Genomic DNA, 20553 nt, shown 5'->3' with positions numbered 1-20553 from the left:
AATGCACCGCTTTTTAATAAAAACCATATCATTTGTTTTAATGAGCTGCCTGCTCATTTTAGCTATTGCCCTCATCCCGGGTTATATGGTAAATAAATTTTCAAAGTTTAGTGTAAAAAAAGACAATACTATTGCACTTTTTGGTCATTCGCATTCAGAATGTGCCTACAATGATACCCTAATACCCAAGCTAACCAATCTGTCGCATTCTGCCGAATCTTATTTTTACACCTTTCAGAAGGTTAAAAAATACCTGTCGCAAAACCCTCAGATAACCACTGTACTTATAGAATTTTCAAATAACCAGATTGACACAAAAATGGATGACTGGACATGGGGATATACCTACATGTCAAACATGTTTCCGCAATATGCCTCTTTTATGAGTCCGGCCGATTTTGAATTGCTGGCTAAGCACAATTCAAAATATTTTATGAATTGTGTAGGCATAGCTGCACGTACCAATTTTATTAAAGCGCTTTCATTTAATTACGATTATACAGGAAAAACAGGAGGATATTTCAAAATAGAAGGTTCCATGCTTTTACCTTCAAATAATCCGGCGGGTAAAAATATTAAAACACCATCAAATAAAAGTGCAATCTCAACAACCAATATTCAATATCTCAGGAAAATAATAAATTATTGCAATAGCATGCATAAAAGTGTCTTCCTGATCAGGAGCCCGCAACATCCTTTGTATGAATACAGAAATAATGAGGCCGAATTTTCGCTGATCCGGGAGCGTTACTTTAGCGATATAAAATTCCTGGACTTCAATAACTTTCCGCTAAAAAATGATGACTTTGCCGATTTTGGGCATTTGAATTTCAAAGGAGCTTTAAAGTTTTCGGCGTACATCAATCAGCGCATTATAAACGGGATGCTTAATACCGTTAATACCGCATCCCTAAGTCAGCTTGATAATAAAACGGTCAGTAGCAATTAATAAATAAAATATCAAACAACTAACTAACAGCGCCTGGTACCAAATGTATCGGGCTTTTTTTTGTCTTATAAATAGCTTAAACTTTTTATATCTGATGACTATTGCAGGAGGTTTGCCGGCAATTTTGATAACCAGGATGAAGCTTTGGCCTGCGCATTATTATTAACTCAAACTGCATTTAAATAAGCAGCATTATAAATCAACAACTTAGATAGCTGAGCTATTAAAAACCCCGCTTCCTCCGTCTTTAATGATCCCGGCTTTGTCACACTTTATTTAGCCGGGGCATACGCACCGGTTTTTAGCCAGGTAAGCCAGGCTTTCTTGAATGCCGCATGGCTCATTGGCGGAAGCTTACGGCCTTCTCCCGGTTTCCAGGCCGAAAGCACCAGTCCATCATCTGCATGTGCAATGAGCTTCTGCATGTCCTTATGCCCGTTTTGCTTGGGATCAATGATTTGCTTTGCCAACTGACGGGGCGTCCTGCCCTGGAAAACCATTTTCATATCGGCAGGTGGCAGATGCCAGTTGGGATTGCCCGGAGGCGTGTGCAAGCCCGGGGTATTTGTTGGCTGATGGCAATTGGCGCATTTCATGGCATAAACACCCTTACCGTCCACCCCTCGTTTAGGAAACATGGTGTGCAAGTGATTATCTTCACCCTGCAGCGGTATATCACCTGAAGGATGACAATTCATACAGCGGGCGCTCATTAATACAGTGTAAACCTGTTTAAAAGCTGCAACAGAAGCTACGCTATCTTTGGGCAGTGCCGCATAATTAAATGTTGATTTTTCCTCTTTGAACGATAATATGACCGCGCTTGACATAAACAAAACGATCATGGTGATTATTAGTTTTTTCATGCCTGTTTTTCGAGTCGGTTGTTAACGATAGGTAAATTGTAAATCCGTTTTCCGGTTGCTGCAAAAATTGCATTAGCTACAGCCGGTGCTGTTGGCGGAACTGCACATTCTCCGGCGCCTCCCATTTTTTCCTCGCTGTCCACAATGTAAACATTGATCCGGGGTGCCTCGTGCATCCGGGTGATCCGGTAATCATAAAAATTATTTTGTTGCAATTCTCCATTAACGAACGTCAGCTCGCCGTACATTGCCATCGAGATACTGAAAATTATCCCGCTTTCCATTTGGGCTTTTACACCGTCGGGGTTCACGGCCAGGCCACACTCAATTGCACAGTCTACCTGATGTACCTTCGTAACTCCTTTATCAACGCTTACTTCGGCTATAATAGCTACGACGCTGCCAAAAGCCTCATGTACCGCCATGCCTTTAAACCGCCCTGGTAACGGCGTTCGGTTCCAATTGCCTTTTTCAGCCACAAGATTAAGTGCAGCCAGGTGCCTCGAATGATTTTTAAATAACCCGCGGCGGTACTCCACAGGGTCGATACTTACATTGTGGGCAAGCTGGTCTATAAGCGTTTCCATTACAAATGCAGTGTGCGTACCACCTACAGACCGGTACCACAAAACAGGCACTACTTCTTTGGTGGTGTGAAGGCCGACAAAATGATTTGGTATCTCGTCCAGGTATGGTGATCCTTTTACGCCTTCCACAGTTGTATCATCTATTGCCGGAGGCGGACCAAAAAGCACTGCCGCATCCGCCATAATTGACTGACCTGCAATATTATGGTTCCAGGCAATGGGAAGACCGCCCTTATCAACGCCAATCTTTACATTATGGACATAAAAAGGCCGGTAAAAGCCGCTCTTCATATCATCTTCCCGTGTCCATACCATTTTTACCGGCCTACCGCTTGCTTTCGCAATATGAACTGCCTCCGAAACAAAATCGCAGGCAGGTGTAGCACGCCTGCCAAAGCCTCCCCCAAGGAATGGTATATTTACTTTTACCTGCTCCGGCTTAAATCCAAGAATTTTTGCAGCAGCGGCCTGTTCCCCGCCTGGCAACTGTGTACCCGTCCATATCTCGCAACTGTCATTTTCAATCTTTACTGTGCAATTCAGTGGTTCCATAGGTGCGTGGGCCAGGTAAGGAAAAACATATTCTGCCGAAATGGTATTTACCGCTTTTGTAAACGCTGCTTTAACATCGCCTTTTTCCTGAACCAGGAGGCCATCCGAGGCAGCCAGTTTTCGGTAAGCCGCAGTTTGCGCACCGGTGTTTAACTGCACGCCGGCGCCATGATCCCAGGTTATTTGTAAGGCCTTCCGTCCCTGTTGGGCGGCCCAGAAGTGGTCGGCAATAACAGCCACACCCGTCGGAATTTGTACAACCTCCCTTACGCCGGGAATTGTTTTCGCCTTACCGGCATCAAACGATTTAACTTTACCACCAAAAACAGGTGCATGGGCAACAACAGCGGTAAGTAATCCGGGAAATTGGATATCCATGCCAAATTTTGCAGTACCGTCAGTCTTTACTCGCGCATCCATCCGTTTGCTTCCTTTGCCGATGTATTTCCAATCGGCGGGCGAACGCAGCGGAACCTTTGCAGGCACAGGTAACTTTGCGGCATCGTTAGCTAACTCGCCATAAGTGTATCTTTTGTTCCCGGCAATAACAAACCCATCTTCCGTTTTGCATCTTTCAACAGCAATCCCCGAACGGGTAGCGGCTGTTTGAAGCAAGAGCGTCCGTGCGGTTGCGCCGGCATTTCGATACCTGTCAAACTCAGACCAGGTGGTACTTGAGCCCCCGGTAATTTGCGCTCCGTAAATAAGGTGATTAAACGCCTTATTGGCACCACCATGTTTAATGTTGATTTTTTTCAGATCCACATCAAGCTCATCCGCTATAAGCATGGGCAGCGTAGTCCAGATCCCCTGCCCCATTTCCACATGGCTCAGGTATACCGAAATGCTGTTGTCTGTACCTATATTTAAAAATGCATTCGGCGCAAACATATTTAACTCAGCGGTATCTGCAAGGGCAGCCAGTTTATTGGCCTTTGGAATAGTAAATGAGATGAGCAAGCCACCACTCAATAATGCACCTGATTGTATAAAGTTACGCCTGTTCATGATTTTGCTCCTTCCCGCTGCAATTCTGCCGCTTTGTGTATAGCCGACCGGATGCGGGGATATGTACCGCAACGGCAAATATTACCCGACATCGCATCGTCAATATCCTGATCTGTTGGATTGGGGTTTTCCCGCAGTAAAACAGCTGCCGACATGAGTTGGCCCGACTGGCAGTAACCACATTGCGGAACATCGAACTCGGCCCAGGCAATTTGCAAAGGGTGGTCATTTAATTTAGACAGTCCTTCAATTGTAGTAACCCGCTGCCCTGCCGCCCGGCTCACCTTTGTTACGCATGCCCGTACAGCTTCGCCGTTCAGGTGTACAGTACATGCTCCGCACTGCGCCACGCCACAACCGAATTTGGTGCCGGTAAGGCCTAAAAGGTCACGAATAACCCACAGTAAAGGCATGTCCGGGTCAGCGGCAACCTCCCGCTGTTCCCCATTGATTGTTATCGCTATCATATTGAAGAGTTTAAGTTAGGCTTGAGATCGGGAATTAATAATTAAATTTAAATATTTCTACCAGGAATACCAGTGTAAATAAAATAGTTATTTTTCTTTAAATCTATTGCAGGTTAAATCTGGCGCCAGGGTGAACCGACCCGGCCCGTTTCTCAATTCAATGCTCTATATTTCTGGCGTGTTTGGCCGCTTACCTTTTTTAAATGCCGGTGTAAAATGCCGCAGGTACTTAAATCCTAAGCTATAGGCACTAGCCAGCTAATTTCATATCGGCCAGAGGAAGATATCTCAAACATCGCAACGCTCTTTATATGTACTGATAATAAATCATTGCCCTTGGGCTCTGTTACCACCTGATGGCCTGTTAATATTACCGGAGCAGGCAGATTTATTTGCTCAACACATTTTAACATTTGCCGGCATATTATTTATCTTCACAACAAATACACATTACCCATGTCAAAACCAATCAAACCCTTGTTAGTTACCTGTGCAATTGCTTCACTTTGCTTTTTTCTTGATATTGCGCGGGCTGTTGCCCAGTCACTGCCGCCCTTTGAAACGCAATCGCCAACGGCCGACTACAAGCCTGCTTTTCCGGGTCAGACAAGAGCCCCCGGCGCACAAACTAAAACCAAACTCAGTGTAAACGTGATCAATCATGAGCTGAAACAGCCCTTTGCTTTACGCTGTTTGCCCGACGGGCGCTTTTTAATTACAGAAAAAGGCGGTAGCATGCGGATATTAAGGGCTGATGGCGGTTTGGACAAGAATATTCAAGGTTTGCCGGCAGTAGCAGTGGGTGGCCAGGGAGGTTTGTTAGATGTTAATTTTGACGTTTCTTTTGTAAAAGACCGGACGTTATTTTGGTCATACTCCGAAAAAGTTTCTGAGGGATTCCAGTTGGCTGTCGCCACTGGTGTGCTTTCGTCCGATTACAGCAGGCTCGAAAATGTAAAGGTGATCTATCATGCTAAACCTGCTTATAACGGTCATCTGCAATTCGGCTCACGAATCGTTTTCGATAAGCAAGGCAATCTGTTTGTAAGCACAGGCGAACATGGGGATGATGAAATGCGTGTCAAGGCCCAGGACCTGAATACTGCAATCGGAAAAGTATTGCATATAACCCGTGACGGGAAACCGGTGCCTGATGGACCATTTGCGCAAAAAGCCGGCGCTTTGCCCGAAATTTACGCTTATGGCTTAAGAAATCCCGAAGGCATGACGATGAACCCAAATACCGGCGAATTATGGGAATCGGAATTCGGTCCGCGGGGAGGTGACGAAATTAACGTTATCCGGCCGGGAAAGAATTATGGATGGCCGGTTATTACTTATGGCATCGAATACAGGGGTGTAAAAGTTGGCGATGGCATACAACAAAAAGAAGGCATGGCCCAACCCATCTATTACTGGAACCCAAGTATTTCACCGTGCGGCATAACCTTTTATACGGGCAACCTGATTCCCGAATGGAAAGGAAATCTATTTGTAGGCGCCTTAGGTGGATCACATATCATCAGGCTTATTATCAAAGACAATAAGATTGTAGCGGAAGAACGCCTGCTGAAAGACAAGGGCGAACGCTGGCGTTCTCTTGTCACCGGTAAGGATGGCGCATTATACGGTGTTACGGACAATGGCAATCTTTACAAAATAAGTAAACTTTAATGTGAAAAGTTTATGGGAGAGTAATTTTGCTTAAATCGATCAGCGCTGCTTAATATAGCGGAACCGCCTGTTTACAATTCGGGAACGGGATATACAATTACATCAAAGGTCAGCGCTTGTCTTTTTAATTGGAAATTGAAAGTTTGAGTTTCATAACTTTACGTCATGGACAATAAAATAGCGCGATCGGTTTCTCTCTTTAACAATGACCTCAGGTTAAAAGGCTTCAATGTTTTCCAGATAAAAGAAGACGATCAGGCAGTCCGGTTTTACAGTAGAAAGGACTTTTACAAAATTTGTTTAACTACAGGCAAAAGCAAGATTCACTATGCCGACCGCAGCTTTGAAGTGGAGGGCACTGTTTTGTTTTTTGGCAATCCGCATATTCCTTATTCCTGGGAAACTATCTCAACCACTTATGTGGGTTATACCTGTCTCTTTTCCGAAGAATTTCTGTGCGTTTCAGAACGTACCGATATGCTGCAGCAATCACCCTTTTTCAAGATCGGCGGCACACCGGTATTAAAGATCACCGAACAGCAAAGAGCGTCTCTGAACATCCTCTTTCAGAAGATGATAGATGAGCAAAACAGTAGTTACGTATATAAAGACGACCTGATACGTAGTTACATCAACCTGATCATGCATGAAGCGATGAAAATGCAGCCCTCTGAAAATTTTGATCAGCATAAAAACGCTGCCTACCGGGTTGCTGCTGTATTTATGGAATTGCTTGAAAGACAATTTCCTGTAGAAAGCCCAAATAAGCCGTTGCAGTTGAAGACGGCCCAGGACTACGCCCAAAACCTCGCCCTTCACGTAAATTACCTCAACCGTATGGTAAAGGAAGTTACCGGCAGGCCAACATCTGCGCACATTGCAGAGCGGATTATTAGCGAAGCAAAAGCACTGTTACAACATACTGACTGGAACATAGCCGACATCGCTTATGCACTTGGCTTTGAATATCCCAGCTACTTCAACAATTATTTTAAACGTATGACGGGCACCAATCCAACCTCGCTTCGCACCATGGAAGTTTGATTTTCATAAGCATTGGTTTGATTTTCTTAAACAGCAAAGTTGGCAACAGCATTAACTTTGCAAAATGAAAAACATCGGCAGATACAAAACTTCCATCATACTGCAGCTGATGATTTTAGGTGCAGGTAGTCTGTTTTCACTAAGTGCCACGACGCAAAAATTTCTACACAAAGGTGATGTGGTCACCATTTCGCCGGGCATCTTACACTGGCATGGTACTACGTTCCAAAACAGCTTTACGCAAATAGCAATCAATTTCAATATAGAAAAAGGCATTGCGATATGGCTACATATTTCTGATAATGAATACAATAGCGTTAAATAAAAACATTATTATGAAAGATATTTTCGAACGGTTGAAAGCAGGGGAATTTGTTCCGCTTACTGACCCAGAATTTCACAAGGTAAATGCTGTGGTGGCCCGCACTCTGGCGTTGTCGCCTGCACTCAATGCAGCAACCACCGTTGAGCAGGTCCGCGAGCAGCTTAGCAACATTATTGGCGCAACAATAGACAAAAGCACCACTTTGTTCGCACCGTTCCATACCAACTTTGGCCGTTTCATTAGTATTGGCAAGCATGTGTTTATTAATCATGCCTGCTCGTTTCTTGACATGGGCGGTATTACGCTGGAAGATCATGTGCTCCTCGGCCCTAAGGTAAACCTGATCACTGAAAATCATCCACTCAACCCGGTTAACCGGCGGGGTATGATTTGCAAACCTATCATTATTAAGCGCAACGCCTGGATTGGCGCTGGCGCTACTATATTGCCGGGTGTAACCGTTGGAGAGAATGCCGTTGTTGCCGCGGGTGCGGTTGTTAGCAAAGATGTGCCGGCAAATACTGTTGTCGGCGGTATTCCGGCAAAAATTTTAAAACCCATTGAACCATGAAGAACAATGGCGCATTAGCATATCGGAAACTTAAAAAGTTAATTACTATACAGATAATAACATTTACCCACAAATACAGGTTATTAAAGCACGACAAGTTAACGAAGCCAGGAAAATATAATGGCTGCAAAATACACTACATTATGTCATTGATGTCAAAACCATATAAACTCTCTTAGTCTATTTGTTATGGAAATTATTAAAAACGGCATGCAAGCATCAGTAAAGGGCCCGGAAGCCTGGTTTACGGGCGCGGTGCGCATAGATCCCCTGTTTGCAAAAAAAGAAGCTACCAAAGGCGCGGGTGCGTTGGTCACCTTTGAGCCTGGCGCCAGAACAGCCTGGCACACTCACCCGGCAGGTCAAACACTTATTGTTATTTCCGGTCTTGGCCGGGTACAACGCGAAGGTGGGCCAATCGAAGATATAGGGCCGGGTGATGTAGTTTGGTTTGAACCAAAGGAGAAACACTGGCATGGTGCCTCGCCGGGTAAAGCTATGAGTCATATAGCCATTCAGGAAGCTGTTAACGGCGATGTGGTTACCTGGCTGGAGAAAGTAAGTGATGATCAATATTCAAAATAAACGATTATGGAAACAACAACAGTAAAAAGCACACGATACTGAAGCTGCAGATGCGCCAATTCATGATTCCAATCTTAAATCAGCCGGCATCCTGCCGACCGATTCAGTAGAGAAAGCCGGTTATGGCAACTTTGTACATTGGATGGACCCTGAAGGCAATAAAATTGAACTATAGGAACCTAATGATGTGGAATATGCCAAGTCGGTAAATTAACAGGTAATAGCGGCATCACGCCGACACTGGTCACAGGCCATCAGAGGCCCGCTGCAGAGTTGCGATGTCAACTTTCTTCATCGTCATAAAAGCCTGCGTAATGCGTGCAATTTGGTCGGGGCTGCCGTTTTTCAGTGTTTTTAACATAACTGTTGATGCAACCTGCCAGGACACTCCATATTTGTCCTTCAGCCATCCGCATTGACCGGGTTCGCCATCAGCCGAAAGCGCCGACCAGTAATAATCGATCTCTTCCTGTGTTTCACAGGGGATCAATAGTGACACAGCATCGTTAAAACTAAAACCGTGCGGATGTGCGCTGTCCATAGCTGCCAGCCAGGTTTGGTCTATATAAAAATCGGCAAACATAAGCGTGCCGGCTTTATCTGGGCCCATATCCTCCGGACGTGGCGCCGTAATACCGCGTTTACCGTCTTTAAACACAGAGCAATAAAAATCGATGGCTTCATCCGCTTTACCGGCCATCTGGCCGGTATACATCAGCGACGGAACGATCACCGGTCTTTCTTCACCTGCCGGATTGGTCAGTATCAGTTGCCATGACACACCATATTTATCGCTCACCCAACCGTAGCGCTCGCTGAAAGGATACCGGTCGAGTGGCATCATTATCTTCCCGTTTTCTGACAGTTTGCTCCAAACTTCGTCAATACGCCCTGCGGCATCCGAGTCACGCGACGGATCAAAATTGATCATAAAAGAAATAGAGGGGCTGATCTTCAACCCATTCCCGGCGCTAATGCCCAGGAATGACTGGCCGGCAAAGGTAAATTCAACTATTTCGCACTCTCCGCCGGGCATTGGGAAATGATTAACATAGTTTAAAGCCGAATCAGCCATTAAGGTTGCATAGAACTCGGCAGCTTCCCGGGCTTTATCCTGGTCGAACCAGATGTGTGGTTTGATGGGTAACATAGATAAATGATTTAGTGGTGATATATAATTAAAAATTGTAAGCGTTAATTGTTTTTACAGGCAGCACCGCCGGTTAAGGCTTCACCTTGCAGCCTTTATCGGGAATAAGAACTCAAGATCCTAATCTGTTCTGATTTTTCTTATTCACTACCTCAAAACTAATTGGTTTTTCATGGCCCGACAAGGTGCATTAGTGACATTTAAGCGGCATATTATGACATGAGTTCGTTCACCGTCGGTCTGCCAAACCAAATGAAAAACCCTTTATTTTCATCAGGGTGCACTATATTGCACATTCATTGAAAAACTATGAAAAAAACCGTGCCATTTGACTTCCTGCTCGATTACCTGCCGACAGGTATAATCATCAAGCCGGCGGTAGGCATGTTCTATATCTATTTCGATAAAAAAATTGTGCTGATCTTCCGAAAGGTTGGTAAAAATCCGCAGCATAACGGTATTTGGATCTCTACCACGCGGGAAAACCATTCCAGCCTCAAAAGGGAAATACCGGCCATCACTGATTTTGTATTAGACGAGGGCTTTGATACAGCCTGGCTCCTGCTTAGTGACAGCCACGATGATTTTGAGAGTTCGGCAATACAGCTGTGCGAACTTGTTTCGCGCACGGATAAAAGGATCGGTAAAGTAACCCCTAAAAGCGCAGCGATGTTTTAATAGCTTCCTGAACAATTTAATCGTTGTCAGCATCAGCTTCTTCGGGATGATCTTTAAAATATTCCCGTGCCTTTTTTAAACCTGTGGCTATGGCCAGGCCCTCATCCCCGCTTTCCTTCAAAATTTCATTAGCAATTTCTACCGCCTTTTCCCGCAATTTGGGAGGTTGATTTTTGTAAGATGGCGGGTAATCTCCGTTATACCAGGGCATGCTTCCTCCTTTTTAGGTAACAACAATTACGATGAAGATTTGATTGCAAAAAGTGTTGATTGAGCGGCAAGAAGTTCAAAGCATTTCTTCAAAAGATCATTCGAACTACTCTTTCAAATACTTGCGAACAATATCCTTACGAGAGAAGCTGCCTGATCAAAAAGCTAAATTCTGATAACTCTTTTCTGTTAGCATGCATTTGCATCAGCTTACTTTAAAAAATTGCTCAAGTAGGTCAACACCGTTGTTGTCTGCATCATCAGGCTTACATGTCCTTGCGAAGGGACAATGGCCAATTGCGATTTTGGCATTGGCGCTAAATCAGCAGAAACGCCGCCGCCTAATAATTTATATGTTTTTGCCAATTCAATTTTGTCCAGCCCATCGTTATCACCGGCTATGATCAATACCGGCGCAGAAATTTTCGAAATATTTACATCACCAAAGTCGAACGGCTCCCGCGCGAAAGCGATCATCTGCTCTATAAACTTCGACCATTTTGTTTTATCTGGTGATATTGCATCGTATGCGGCTTTCATAGGAGTATTCATAAAAAGCTCGGGCTTCCAGGATTTAAATGCATTGGTTATTTCAGGCAGCCAGCCGCTACCTTTATAAGTAGAAGAAATGATCACTAATTTTTTTAACCGTTTAGGGGCTTGTATAGCGAACTTGTAAGCCACAGAGCCACCCATACTATATCCTGCTACGTCGGCACTGTCAATTTTCAGGTAATCCATCACTCCTTCTACATCATTTGCTAAGGTAGCATATGATAACTTTCTATCCGAAAACGGTGTATGCCCGTGTCCCTGTAATTCAATGGCAATTACTTTCCTGTTTTTTGATAGTTCAGGGATCAATTCGGCCCAGTTTCCGTCAATTGTCATAAAAGCGCCATGCAGTAAAATGAGCGGCTTACCCCCGCCATATACCTCATAATAAACTTTGATCCCGTTCACAGGTGCATAGCCACTGTTGGAAGGCTTTATTTGTTGTCCGTTTGATCGGGATGTTGCAAACATAATTACAATGAACAGCATTGATTTAAGAGCATTAAGTGCATGGAGTAAATTTTTCATGGCGTTTAAGTTTGATTTTATTATCAATACAAAAATGGAACTCGTTTCAGGGTTTGATAGCGTGCAAAAACGACTACTTAGGGGAGAATTGCGACAAAATATGCTTGTAAGCGAAGAAATGACTCTGGTTGCTCCCCGTTAAAGAAGATCAAGTAATGGAAGCAAGTAAACATGAATCTGTAAAAAGAAAACCCTCTAAAATTCAATTTAGAGGGTTTTGATACTTGGTATCGCTTTTTGTCGGGATGGCAGGATTCGAACCTGCGGCCTCCACATCCCAAATGTGGCGCGATACCGGGCTACGCTACATCCCGTTTTTTTATTCAGCTTGCGCTGGCATGCTATTCCATCAATCAGAAAAGAAAACCCTCTAAACTTTCAATTTAGAGGGTTTTGACACTTGGTATCGCTTTCGTCGGGATGGCAGGATTCGAACCTGCGGCCTCCACATCCCAAATGTGGCGCGATACCGGGCTACGCTACATCCCGTCTCCCTGATTGGGTGTGCAAAAGTAGGATTTTAAATTAAGTTGCAAAATTTTTTTTGAAAGATTTTTCAACCCTTCATATAATCTCCTCATTAACAAAATATTGCCTTAAATTAAATTCTTTATGGTTTCTCAAAATACTGAACAACCCTGTTATTACACTTGAGTTCCCTCCAAAAAACTAAAAAAAGGATTTCATGTTGTTCTGCTATAGCTGTTCAAATCCATGAATTTATATGAACAACAACCTTACTGGCTAATAAAAAATGGCATAGTTGCTTCCTACCCTTCTCTGCAAAAAGATTTGAAGCTGGATGTAGCAATTATTGGAGCCGGCATCAGTGCCGCTTTAACAGCCTGGCAACTCCGCAACTCGGGCTTAAGTATAGCTGTTTTTGATAAGCGCCACGTTGGTATGGGTAGTACCGCGGCCAGCACTGCTTTCCTGCAATATGAAATTGATACGCCCCTTACATCTTTAAAAAACCTGGTTGGCGAAGCAAATGCCGTAACAAGCTATCAACTTTGCCGCAAAGCTATTTACGATATTGCTGATTTATGTAAATCGCTTAAACCTGCTTTTGATTTTAGCCTGAGGCCAAGTTTGCAGTATGCCAGCTTCAAAACACATACAGCCTCGTTAATGCAGGAATATGAACTCCGTAAAAAGCATGGTTTTGATGTACATTGGCTCGAGGCTGATGAAATTGAACAGAAATTCGGGTTTAAGGCTTCCGGGGGTATTTTCTCTGCAGATGGCGGGGAGGTTGATGCATATCTGCTTACCCATGCTTTACTTGCAAATTTTGCCAAAGCCGGTCATAAAGTATACAGCAATACCGATATTAAAGCCATTGAGCATCATAAACAAGGCATAACGCTGCAAACCGGCAACGGCTCAGTTATCAAAGCTAAAAAGTTGATTATTGCATGTGGTTACGAAAGTTTAAAATACGTCCCTAAAAAAATAGCCGAAATTAACTCAACTTACGCGCTGGTTTCGGAGCCTTTGCCCGATGTACGTTTTTGGTATAAGAACAGTTTGATTTGGGAAACTGCTGTACCCTACATGTACTTTAGGGCTGTAAGTGAAAACCGCATCCTGGTTGGAGGCCGCGATGACCCTTTTCATCATCCGCATATACCGCCTTCTGTTATTAAACGAAAGACGGACATGTTACAGCAGGCTTTTCTCAAAAAAATGCCGCACATCCCATTAAAAGCTGATTTTAGGTGGGCTGGTGCTTTTGCCAACACGAAAGATGGCTTGCCTTATATTGGCTATATCCCCGAAAGACCAGACACTTATTTTGCGCTTGGCTTTGGAGGTAATGGTATCACTTTTAGCGTAATTGCTGCCGAAATTCTCCATGATCTTATCATGGAGAGAAAGAACGAACATGTTCAATTGTTCAGTTTTAACAGGTAGCGCGTTTTCAAATAATAAAAGCCGATATTTATACCTGAAATGACCAATCAATTACCCAAAATATACCTTTACCGCAGGCTTGTACAGGCTAAGTTGTTCATTGATAAAAACTATCATGAACCGATCGATCTGAACGATATTGCCGACGAAGCGTATTTTTCCAAATATCATTTCATCAGGTTGTTTAAAAACATCTATGGTAAAACACCACACCAATACCTCATCCAGGTGCGGGTTGAAAACGCCCGGCTGCAATTAAAAAAAGGCCTTCCCATTGCTGATGTTTGTTATGCTGTAGGTTTTGACAGTGTTACTTCATTTTCGGCTTTATTTAAAAAGATCACATCCTGTTCTCCTGCAAACTACCAGCAAACAGAACTTAAACGACAGGCGGAGATGCAGCAATCGCCCCTCAAATTTATACCTGGTTGCTTTGCCCGGGAAAAAGAATGGCAGCGAAATCGCAATTTTCAATAAGCCCGGTTCTTTTTTGATAACGACTTTTGGTTTATCAAACAACATTAACATGATAACCAAATTAAACCATGTAAGCGTATTTGTACTTGACCAGGACAGCGCTTATGATTTTTATGTGAACAAATTAGGCTTTACCGTAAATACGGATGCTGCCATGGGGCCGGGAATGCGCTGGCTCACTGTGTGTGCTCCCGGACAGCCCGAATTGGAAATATCACTCATGGCCATAACGGAGGGCATGATGTTCGACGCACAGTCGGCACATCAAATGCGCGAATTGGTACAGCGCGGCACCTTTGGGTTCGGGGTTTTTGAATGCAACGACCTTATAGCTACTTACGAAGAGTTAAAAGCGAAAGGCGTTGAGTTTACTAAAGCCCCCACTAAAGAGTTTTACGGCTTTGAAGCCTTATTCAAAGATGACTCAGGTAATTGGTTTTCATTGGGTGAAAAGAAAAGATAAACGCCTGCACATGCGATGGCGCAAAACCACCCCAATTATGGCACAAACGACAAGGTGTAAATTTTGATTTTGCATGGAGATTTGTATTAATTAATCTTCAAAACATCATGGAAAATCAAATAACCACCGCCCTCCAAACCAATGCACGTATTAACTTACTGGCAGTATTTGAGGATACTGCCAGCAACCTTTTATCAACCATTGCTTTATTCAATGAGCAACAAATTAATATTGTACCACCCCACGGCGGATGGACAGCCGGACAGATAGCGGAACATGTTTTTAAATCGGCTTTACAACTTGTTCCGATACTTACCGGTGCCGACAAACCAGCAGAAAGAGACCCTGCTGAAAAAGTAAAAATGATAAAAGACCTGTTTCTTGATTTTGAAGCCAAATTCAAATCAGCACCAAATATATTGCCATCAGACGGGCCTCACAATAAATCTGAGCTTATCGAATTATTACAAACAGTTATCATCCAGGTTAGAGAAATAATTAACTCCAAAGATCTTTATGCCATTAGTACTGACCTGGTAGTTCCTTTTTTTGGTGAGCTTACCCGGTTAGAATGGCTCTATCTTATTTCCTATCATACTCAAAAGCACATTCACCAGTTAAAAAACGTCGGACAGTCTTTATGATTCATTTAATGATATCTGCATGTTCCTGGCTACCGAATTTACAACGTAAATAATGAGCCATAGCAAACCGATTAAAGCATACATACTAAGTATAACAAGCGATAAAGTGCTCACGGAAGCGCCTTCATCGCTTGTTTGCATAAAAAGTGTGAGTATAGACAAACCTACTCCGGCACCTAAAAAGTAAGCGGTAGTACCCAGGCTTGATGCCAACCCGTAGTGTTGTTTGGGGATGTTTTTTACAGCAAGTACCGACAAGCTTGTAAAACAGATGGTCATACCTAAACCGGATATAAAAGCAGCGGATAACAGCAGTAAAGCGAGAGAGTAACCTGTAAATACCGCGCAAATTAAAACCAGTCCCCCGGTTAACATACAACTCATACCCAACAATCCTGTTTGTTCGGTTGTTAACCGTTTCATGATGCCGGGTAGCATAAACTTAGCCACAATAGCTGATAAAAAACTAAAAGGTACCAGTAACAAGCCTGACCGTGCTGCGGTGTAATGCATATCTTTTTGCAATAATTGAGATATAATGAAAAGGTAACCGGTAAAAAATGCGCCTAATAAAATGAATACGCCATTTGCGGTAATAACTGATGACGCTTTAAAAACTGAAAGATCGATCAGCGGATTTGCACTCCGGGTTAAACGGACATATAAGAGCCTCATGCAAATAACCACGCCTATGGCACAAAGCATAATAAAAGTATATTGTTGTTTGATATCTGCAAGCTGGTGCACACCATAACTAAGCATCAGCAAACCCATCACCAATAAAATACCCGAAAACAGATCGGGGGATGGCTGCTTTTGTTCAGGAGCGTCATTAGCCAGGCACAGCCAGCCTATAACAATAATAAAAACCAGTATTGGCACATTGATCAAAAAAACCCAATGCCAGCCTAAATAGGTGCTGATAATTCCGCCGATGGAAAGGCCGCTTCCTGAACCAACCGCCGCGAATGAGCTAAAGATCCCGATAGCCTTGCTCCGCTCCCGTTCTTCGGTAAAAGTATGCGTTACTATGGAAAGTGCTGATGGCATGATCAACGCTGCAGCCAGGCCTTGTACAGCCCTCGATAAACTAAGAAACACAAAAGTACCTGATAAGCCGGCACCTAATGAAGTTACCAGGAATAATACCGCACCGGTAATAAAGACCTTCTTTGGTCCGGCAACATCAGACAGCTTCCCTCCTATAATCAGGAAACCGCCGTACAATAGCACATAGAGCGTTTGAAGCCATTGAACTTGGTCGTTACTGACCAAAAACTGCTTTTGTATTGCCGGAATGGTGAGGTTAATGATGGCGATGTCAAGCGCTTCGACAAATATGGCCATAGAGGCTATGATCAGGACTTTGTTCTTTTTTTGTGCCATAATTTTGATTTCTGTCCTTTCAAAACTATGTTAATAGAAATTAACAATATTATTTATTATAATTTTGGAACATAATTAAAAATTAAAGCGCTTTAAAAGAACAAACGCCCAATTAACACACCGTTATGGCCCCACAAACAGAACAAGAAAAAGCCGGCATCCAGCTTGATGAAAAAGATTACGAAATATTACGGCTGGTTGAACGGAATGCCAAGCTTACTGTGCGGGAAATTGCTGTTAAGATCAACCTAAGCCCTACGCCTGCGCACGAACGCATTAAACGCCTTGAAAAAGCGGGGGTTATTAAAAGCTATACCGCCATTTTAGATAAGCGGATGCTGAACAAACGCATCATGGTTATTTGCATGGTAACCCTGCGCGAACATAGCCGCAAAGCAGGTGCCGATTTTATTAACGCTGTATTGGAATTTGACGAAGTGATAGAATGCTATAACATATCGGGCGATTTTGATTTTATGCTCAAAATTGTTTCTGAAAGTATGGATAGTTACCATTCGTTTTTTGTAAATAAACTAAGCGAAGTAAAGGGTATTGGCCACTCAAAAAGCACTTTTGTAATGGATATTATCAAAGAAACCAATCATTTGCTTTAACTTACACAATAGCAGCGTTCTCCGTCCGTTTATATGTCCGGATAATTAATCGGTTCAACACCCAGTTTTATCGATTCATTAACCCGGTATATCAAATTGTTATCTTAATTTTAAGCTCAACTAAAACGGCACTTTTATCGTAATTATTACCAACCGGGTTTATATACAGACATATATGACTGCAAAACATTTACTTTTTACTTCCAAAATTATTGGTTGTTTATTAATAACGGTTGCCTTTTTTTCCTGTAAAAAAGATAAAACCGCAGCGCCTCAAACACAAGTTAGTCCTGTTACGCTTGGTTTATATGAATACGCCAGCGGGGTAAACAAACGGATCTTTTTACCCATTACGCTGGTAGGCACAAAAGCAGTGACTTATTATACCGTGTTTGATACGGGTTCATCGGGGATGACGCTTGATGCCGCAGGTATCCTGCCTGCATCAATGATCACATCGTCAGGCATCCAGTTTACCGGGGACTCGGTGGTTGTGAACGGTATTACGGTTACTAATACCAAGGGCACAATAAGCTTTGGCGACCAGTTAAGCTCCACAAAAGAATACGGCAATTTAGCCTACGCCAATATCACCATCGGCGACGCACAGGGCAACCTTACGTTAAAAAGGGTGCCATTTTTTTTATACTACAAAATAGTTGATGAAACTGGTGCGCAACTATCGGCCCATGCCAGCGATGTTTTTGGTGTTGGCCCCGGTACAAGTTATGTAACCAGTCTGATTCAGAGTCCGTTAAGATCCTTTAGCACCGGCACAGGTCTTACAAGCGGATTTAAGCTGGCCACGTTAAATAAAAGCTTATTTTCTACCAGTGGAACTTATGTAAGCAATCTGTTAACTATCGGCTTAAGCAACAGTGATCTTTCATCATCCGGATTCATTATGCACCCGCTTTCTTATTCAAACAGCGGCGGATACTCACCTAATATCCCTGCAACTATCACTTACAATGGAAAGACCATCTCCGGACAGATTTTGTTTGATACCGGAACCCCATCAACTACTGTAATTGAAGACAGGCTGGCAACCAATTCAGTAGGCAGCCTTCCCGCAAATTCGACCGTAACCATAACTACCAACAAGGGCTTTGTTTATACTTATACCACATCAAGCACCGGAAACCTAACAGAAGTGCAAAATCCCAATAATACGGGTGATTACCGTACCATTTTCAGTCTCGATTTTTTCATCAGTAATGAATACCTAACCGATTATGGCAACCATCAGATCGGGTTAAAAAACAACTAAACATTAATGCTTAAGGTCGATACCATTATCTTCAAAAACCATACCCTCATAATTTCAACTCCTTTTTATACTCTGTCACGAGGTGAGTTTTTCAATGCGCTACAAATTTACAGCGACGCTTTTTAAATAAATCAAAGGATATTAAAAGTCTATTTTTTATTACAGATCTCCGTAACAGCAGTACGGCGGGTGGCAGTGTAAACTATTCCATTTACCATTTCATAGCCAGTAGAAACGCTTTGCGAATAGCGTTTTAAAATAACCCCGGTGTTGTTATCTATGAGCATTGATCCGTTTATCCGGCTATTTAAGCTACCGCCTAAAACCGAAGTTTTATAGGTAACAACGGTAGTTGTGCTGCTTATAGCATAAACTGTATAGTTGGTTTCGGCCGATGAAGTAGTCACCTTCCATGAATAGCCCTTTTTAAGCGTGAAGCTAACTGGAAAATCAACCATTAACTGTAGTGTGGTCCCGGGCGACAACCGTTCGGGCTGGATGCCGGCAAAAGATAAAAGTGTATCATTGGCAACAGCCGGGCGTTTTAAATTCAGGATCTCGCCTTTGTTGTTTACTGAAACTATCGATTGATTATTGAACATCTTTTGCAAACCAACCTGGATAACAGAATTTGGGTCGGCAGGTTTACCTGAGTTATATACCAGGTTTTGGTTCATTGCATTTATGGTATCGATAAGCTTATCAGTAGTAATAGTAAAAGAGGTGCCCCTTTCAGAAGCATCGGTTACCTTGTACGTTTTAACAATTATTGAAACCGAACCAACTCGTAAAGTTTGGCTGCCGCGCTGTAAAACACAATTTGACTTTGTATTTACCTGCCTTTGAAACTCATCTCCCTGTTTAAATCTGCCCTGGGCATAGGTAACACCGCTCGCAAAAGCTAATATTATAACCAATATATATTTTAACTCAATTGGGGTACTTTTCATTTTGGTGTTCTTGTTATAATGCCTTTAATAATTTGACATTATGTCGCAGTTAGTGTTTTTTCCTGTTTGATTGAGGTTTGCCTTTTAGCTTATCATCCTTTGTTCCCGCAGGCGATGTCATTTTAAAACTTTCACTTTCGGGAATTTCCGGGATAGACCAGGGTATAAGATTTCCGGAAGGTTGCAAAAGCAGCACCGTACTTGTTATATCGGGCATTACCGGAATGGGGCCTTTTATAATATTCACCTGGCCTGATACGGTTGGCTCAACAGGCGCTGGCGGCAATTCCGGTGATTCGGGCAAAGGGAGGTCCATAACCGCTGAAAACTGAAGGTCTTGCATCGTTTGCTTCGGCAAATGCGGGGCCTCGGGTGCTTCGGGTGATGGAATTTCAGGTAGCCCCGCAGTTGCACCATTAATATCGGGTTGATCGGGTGCATCAACCAAAGGTGGCGTTGAGCCAATTGCAGCCAGTACAGGCATTGGAGTTGTTGAAACAAAGGGCTGAGCAACTACCGGGATATCCGTAAGCGTAAGTACAATCGGCTTACCCGCCGAACCATTTCCCTGAGTGTTTCCTTTGGTAATTGTACCGGGCGTTAATGGCGGCGGCACGTTCCAGTCCGACTGATTATTGCGGCTCTGGGCCACAGTTTTACTTAAGCCCCCCCAGGCAACTAATAACCAAATAAAGCATGGTATTAAGCTGTTGAGTCGCTGGTTTCTCTCCTTTTTTTGGACGATGTATGACATTTCCATTTAATTATCTTCATGCAGAAAGCGATTGCTTTCAATACAATCAGCCAATTTTATTTGTGAATAATAGCTTATTAATTTAATTTTTATTGATTGTCAATGAGTAATAATGATTTTAGGTATAGGTTAGAATTATATCGCAAAATCATTACTAAAGTTAATCCTTTTTATCAAGTGCGGCACACGGCTTCCCAATATATCCTATCTGTATAATACTAAATAGTGTTTCTACATGATATGCTTACCTCCAATATTTCATTCGTAAAAATAAGCTTTATGGTGTTACTCCAAAATACCAACTGCTTTGTATTGTGTGTATTTCGGCA

22 protein-coding genes and 2 tRNA genes are annotated in these 20553 nt (G+C 43.0%); 13 read left to right on the top strand and 11 right to left on the bottom strand.

Translation table 11 applies throughout. The features are described from left to right. Position 1: 1 nt before the first annotated feature. Positions 2–949, top strand: coding sequence for a hypothetical protein (locus tag ACP26M_RS04795; RefSeq protein ID WP_426586642.1), 948 nt, complete (start codon positions 2–4; stop codon positions 947–949). A 272-nt stretch (positions 950–1221) separates the two neighbouring features. On the opposite strand, the gene ACP26M_RS04790 is transcribed toward ACP26M_RS04795, so the two are convergent. The 3 genes from ACP26M_RS04790 to ACP26M_RS04780 are packed head-to-tail and all read right to left on the bottom strand — an operon-like array spanning position 1222 to position 4429. Beyond that, positions 1222–1815, bottom strand: coding sequence for a hypothetical protein (locus ACP26M_RS04790; protein ID WP_426586640.1), 594 nt, complete (start codon positions 1813–1815; stop codon positions 1222–1224). Continuing rightward, positions 1812–3962 (bottom strand): molybdopterin cofactor-binding domain-containing protein, encoded by a 2151-nt coding sequence (locus ACP26M_RS04785; RefSeq protein ID WP_426586638.1) that lies wholly within the window; start codon positions 3960–3962, stop codon positions 1812–1814. Before ACP26M_RS04785 ends, ACP26M_RS04790 begins: the two co-directional genes overlap by 4 nt. Next, positions 3959–4429 carry a (2Fe-2S)-binding protein gene (locus ACP26M_RS04780; RefSeq protein WP_426586636.1) on the bottom strand — a complete coding sequence of 157 codons (471 nt, stop codon included), beginning with the start codon at positions 4427–4429 and terminating at the stop codon, positions 3959–3961. The genes ACP26M_RS04785 and ACP26M_RS04780 overlap by 4 nt, the downstream gene beginning before the upstream one ends. 456 nt (positions 4430–4885) lie before the next feature. On the opposite strand from ACP26M_RS04780, the gene ACP26M_RS04775 reads away from it, so the two are divergent. From ACP26M_RS04775 to ACP26M_RS04755, 5 genes are all read left to right on the top strand, one after another. Next, entirely contained in the window at positions 4886–6103 is a 1218-nt protein-coding gene (locus ACP26M_RS04775; RefSeq protein ID WP_426586634.1) for a PQQ-dependent sugar dehydrogenase, read from the top strand. A 165-nt stretch (positions 6104–6268) separates the two neighbouring features. Continuing rightward, complete coding sequence (locus ACP26M_RS04770; protein ID WP_426586632.1) at positions 6269–7147, top strand: helix-turn-helix domain-containing protein; 879 nt, start codon at positions 6269–6271, stop codon at positions 7145–7147. A 64-nt stretch (positions 7148–7211) separates the two neighbouring features. Beyond that, positions 7212–7472, top strand: a complete 261-nt coding sequence (locus ACP26M_RS04765; RefSeq protein WP_426586630.1) for a hypothetical protein — start codon at positions 7212–7214, stop codon at positions 7470–7472. A gap of 10 nt (positions 7473–7482) precedes the next feature. Beyond that, positions 7483–8043, top strand: coding sequence for a DapH/DapD/GlmU-related protein (locus ACP26M_RS04760; RefSeq protein ID WP_426586628.1), 561 nt, complete (start codon positions 7483–7485; stop codon positions 8041–8043). A gap of 189 nt (positions 8044–8232) precedes the next feature. Beyond that, positions 8233–8628: a (R)-mandelonitrile lyase gene (locus ACP26M_RS04755; RefSeq protein ID WP_426586626.1), complete on the top strand. Its 396-nt coding sequence runs from the start codon at positions 8233–8235 to the stop codon at positions 8626–8628. Positions 8629–8872: 244 nt separating this feature from the next. On the opposite strand, the gene ACP26M_RS04750 is transcribed toward ACP26M_RS04755, so the two are convergent. After that, positions 8873–9778, bottom strand: a complete 906-nt coding sequence (locus ACP26M_RS04750; protein WP_426586624.1) for a VOC family protein — start codon at positions 9776–9778, stop codon at positions 8873–8875. Between the two features lie 309 nt (positions 9779–10087). Between ACP26M_RS04750 and ACP26M_RS04745 the strand changes: the two genes are divergently transcribed. Continuing rightward, positions 10088–10456, top strand: coding sequence for a hypothetical protein (locus ACP26M_RS04745; protein ID WP_426586622.1), 369 nt, complete (start codon positions 10088–10090; stop codon positions 10454–10456). A 16-nt stretch (positions 10457–10472) separates the two neighbouring features. Here ACP26M_RS04745 and ACP26M_RS04740 read toward each other — a convergent pair whose 3' ends face one another. The 4 genes from ACP26M_RS04740 to ACP26M_RS04725 all read right to left on the bottom strand — a co-directional run bounded on the left by ACP26M_RS04740 (position 10473) and on the right by ACP26M_RS04725 (position 12238). Beyond that, a complete protein-coding gene (locus ACP26M_RS04740) occupies positions 10473–10667 on the bottom strand; it encodes a hypothetical protein (protein ID WP_091162486.1) in 195 nt (64 codons plus the stop codon). A 209-nt stretch (positions 10668–10876) separates the two neighbouring features. Then, the gene (locus tag ACP26M_RS04735) at positions 10877–11749 is read right to left on the bottom strand and encodes an alpha/beta fold hydrolase (protein WP_426586620.1); all 873 of its coding nucleotides are present in this window, start codon (positions 11747–11749) and stop codon (positions 10877–10879) included. A 240-nt stretch (positions 11750–11989) separates the two neighbouring features. Then, positions 11990–12063, bottom strand: a tRNA-Pro gene (locus ACP26M_RS04730). A gap of 101 nt (positions 12064–12164) precedes the next feature. Beyond that, a tRNA-Pro gene (locus ACP26M_RS04725) sits at positions 12165–12238 on the bottom strand. Positions 12239–12463: 225 nt separating this feature from the next. Between ACP26M_RS04725 and ACP26M_RS04720 the strand changes: the two genes are divergently transcribed. The 4 genes from ACP26M_RS04720 to ACP26M_RS04705 all read left to right on the top strand — a co-directional run bounded on the left by ACP26M_RS04720 (position 12464) and on the right by ACP26M_RS04705 (position 15250). Continuing rightward, on the top strand, positions 12464–13666 hold the full coding sequence (locus ACP26M_RS04720; RefSeq protein ID WP_426586618.1) for an NAD(P)/FAD-dependent oxidoreductase: 1203 nt from the start codon (positions 12464–12466) through the stop codon (positions 13664–13666). A 39-nt stretch (positions 13667–13705) separates the two neighbouring features. Beyond that, a complete protein-coding gene (locus ACP26M_RS04715; RefSeq protein WP_426586616.1) occupies positions 13706–14143 on the top strand; it encodes an AraC family transcriptional regulator in 438 nt (145 codons plus the stop codon). A gap of 49 nt (positions 14144–14192) precedes the next feature. Beyond that, positions 14193–14606, top strand: coding sequence for a VOC family protein (locus tag ACP26M_RS04710; protein WP_426586614.1), 414 nt, complete (start codon positions 14193–14195; stop codon positions 14604–14606). Positions 14607–14713: 107 nt separating this feature from the next. Beyond that, entirely contained in the window at positions 14714–15250 is a 537-nt protein-coding gene (locus tag ACP26M_RS04705; RefSeq protein ID WP_426586612.1) for a DinB family protein, read from the top strand. Here the strand turns inward: ACP26M_RS04705 and ACP26M_RS04700 are convergent. Then, positions 15245–16636 carry an MFS transporter gene (locus ACP26M_RS04700; protein ID WP_426586610.1) on the bottom strand — a complete coding sequence of 464 codons (1392 nt, stop codon included), beginning with the start codon at positions 16634–16636 and terminating at the stop codon, positions 15245–15247. The genes ACP26M_RS04705 and ACP26M_RS04700 overlap by 6 nt on opposite strands. A gap of 125 nt (positions 16637–16761) precedes the next feature. Between ACP26M_RS04700 and ACP26M_RS04695 the strand changes: the two genes are divergently transcribed. Next, entirely contained in the window at positions 16762–17250 is a 489-nt protein-coding gene (locus ACP26M_RS04695; protein ID WP_090526731.1) for an Lrp/AsnC family transcriptional regulator, read from the top strand. 175 nt (positions 17251–17425) lie between these two features. Then, a complete protein-coding gene (locus ACP26M_RS04690) occupies positions 17426–18520 on the top strand; it encodes a hypothetical protein (RefSeq protein WP_426586608.1) in 1095 nt (364 codons plus the stop codon). A 149-nt stretch (positions 18521–18669) separates the two neighbouring features. Here the strand turns inward: ACP26M_RS04690 and ACP26M_RS04685 are convergent, their stop codons facing one another. Beyond that, a complete protein-coding gene (locus tag ACP26M_RS04685; RefSeq protein WP_426586606.1) occupies positions 18670–19470 on the bottom strand; it encodes a hypothetical protein in 801 nt (266 codons plus the stop codon). A 49-nt stretch (positions 19471–19519) separates the two neighbouring features. Continuing rightward, positions 19520–20122 carry a hypothetical protein gene (locus ACP26M_RS04680; RefSeq protein ID WP_426586604.1) on the bottom strand — a complete coding sequence of 201 codons (603 nt, stop codon included), beginning with the start codon at positions 20120–20122 and terminating at the stop codon, positions 19520–19522. Positions 20123–20553 lie beyond the last annotated feature (431 nt).

Origin of the sequence: Mucilaginibacter sp. R-33, assembly GCF_049949235.1 — a bacterium.
Taxonomy (GTDB): Bacteria; Bacteroidota; Bacteroidia; order Sphingobacteriales; family Sphingobacteriaceae; genus Mucilaginibacter.
This window is presented reverse-complemented; position numbering and strand designations above follow the sequence as displayed.

Bases quoted from the DNA above. Each gene is read 5' to 3' on its own strand.
- ACP26M_RS04795 (WP_426586642.1), top strand. From the start codon at position 2: ATGCACCGCTTTTTAATAAAAACCATATCATTTGTTTTAATGAGCTGC.
- ACP26M_RS04790 (WP_426586640.1), bottom strand. From the start codon at position 1,815: ATGAAAAAACTAATAATCACCATGATCGTTTTGTTTATGTCAAGCGCG.
- ACP26M_RS04785 (WP_426586638.1), bottom strand. From the start codon at position 3,962: ATGAACAGGCGTAACTTTATACAATCAGGTGCATTATTGAGTGGTGGC.
- ACP26M_RS04780 (WP_426586636.1), bottom strand. From the start codon at position 4,429: ATGATAGCGATAACAATCAATGGGGAACAGCGGGAGGTTGCCGCTGAC.
- ACP26M_RS04775 (WP_426586634.1), top strand. From the start codon at position 4,886: ATGTCAAAACCAATCAAACCCTTGTTAGTTACCTGTGCAATTGCTTCA.
- ACP26M_RS04770 (WP_426586632.1), top strand. From the start codon at position 6,269: ATGGACAATAAAATAGCGCGATCGGTTTCTCTCTTTAACAATGACCTC.
- ACP26M_RS04765 (WP_426586630.1), top strand. From the start codon at position 7,212: ATGAAAAACATCGGCAGATACAAAACTTCCATCATACTGCAGCTGATG.
- ACP26M_RS04760 (WP_426586628.1), top strand. From the start codon at position 7,483: ATGAAAGATATTTTCGAACGGTTGAAAGCAGGGGAATTTGTTCCGCTT.
- ACP26M_RS04755 (WP_426586626.1), top strand. From the start codon at position 8,233: ATGGAAATTATTAAAAACGGCATGCAAGCATCAGTAAAGGGCCCGGAA.
- ACP26M_RS04750 (WP_426586624.1), bottom strand. From the start codon at position 9,778: ATGTTACCCATCAAACCACACATCTGGTTCGACCAGGATAAAGCCCGG.
- ACP26M_RS04745 (WP_426586622.1), top strand. From the start codon at position 10,088: ATGAAAAAAACCGTGCCATTTGACTTCCTGCTCGATTACCTGCCGACA.
- ACP26M_RS04740 (WP_091162486.1), bottom strand. From the start codon at position 10,667: ATGCCCTGGTATAACGGAGATTACCCGCCATCTTACAAAAATCAACCT.
- ACP26M_RS04735 (WP_426586620.1), bottom strand. From the start codon at position 11,749: ATGAAAAATTTACTCCATGCACTTAATGCTCTTAAATCAATGCTGTTC.
- ACP26M_RS04720 (WP_426586618.1), top strand. From the start codon at position 12,464: ATGAATTTATATGAACAACAACCTTACTGGCTAATAAAAAATGGCATA.
- ACP26M_RS04715 (WP_426586616.1), top strand. From the start codon at position 13,706: ATGACCAATCAATTACCCAAAATATACCTTTACCGCAGGCTTGTACAG.
- ACP26M_RS04710 (WP_426586614.1), top strand. From the start codon at position 14,193: ATGATAACCAAATTAAACCATGTAAGCGTATTTGTACTTGACCAGGAC.
- ACP26M_RS04705 (WP_426586612.1), top strand. From the start codon at position 14,714: ATGGAAAATCAAATAACCACCGCCCTCCAAACCAATGCACGTATTAAC.
- ACP26M_RS04700 (WP_426586610.1), bottom strand. From the start codon at position 16,636: ATGGCACAAAAAAAGAACAAAGTCCTGATCATAGCCTCTATGGCCATA.
- ACP26M_RS04695 (WP_090526731.1), top strand. From the start codon at position 16,762: ATGGCCCCACAAACAGAACAAGAAAAAGCCGGCATCCAGCTTGATGAA.
- ACP26M_RS04690 (WP_426586608.1), top strand. From the start codon at position 17,426: ATGACTGCAAAACATTTACTTTTTACTTCCAAAATTATTGGTTGTTTA.
- ACP26M_RS04685 (WP_426586606.1), bottom strand. From the start codon at position 19,470: ATGAAAAGTACCCCAATTGAGTTAAAATATATATTGGTTATAATATTA.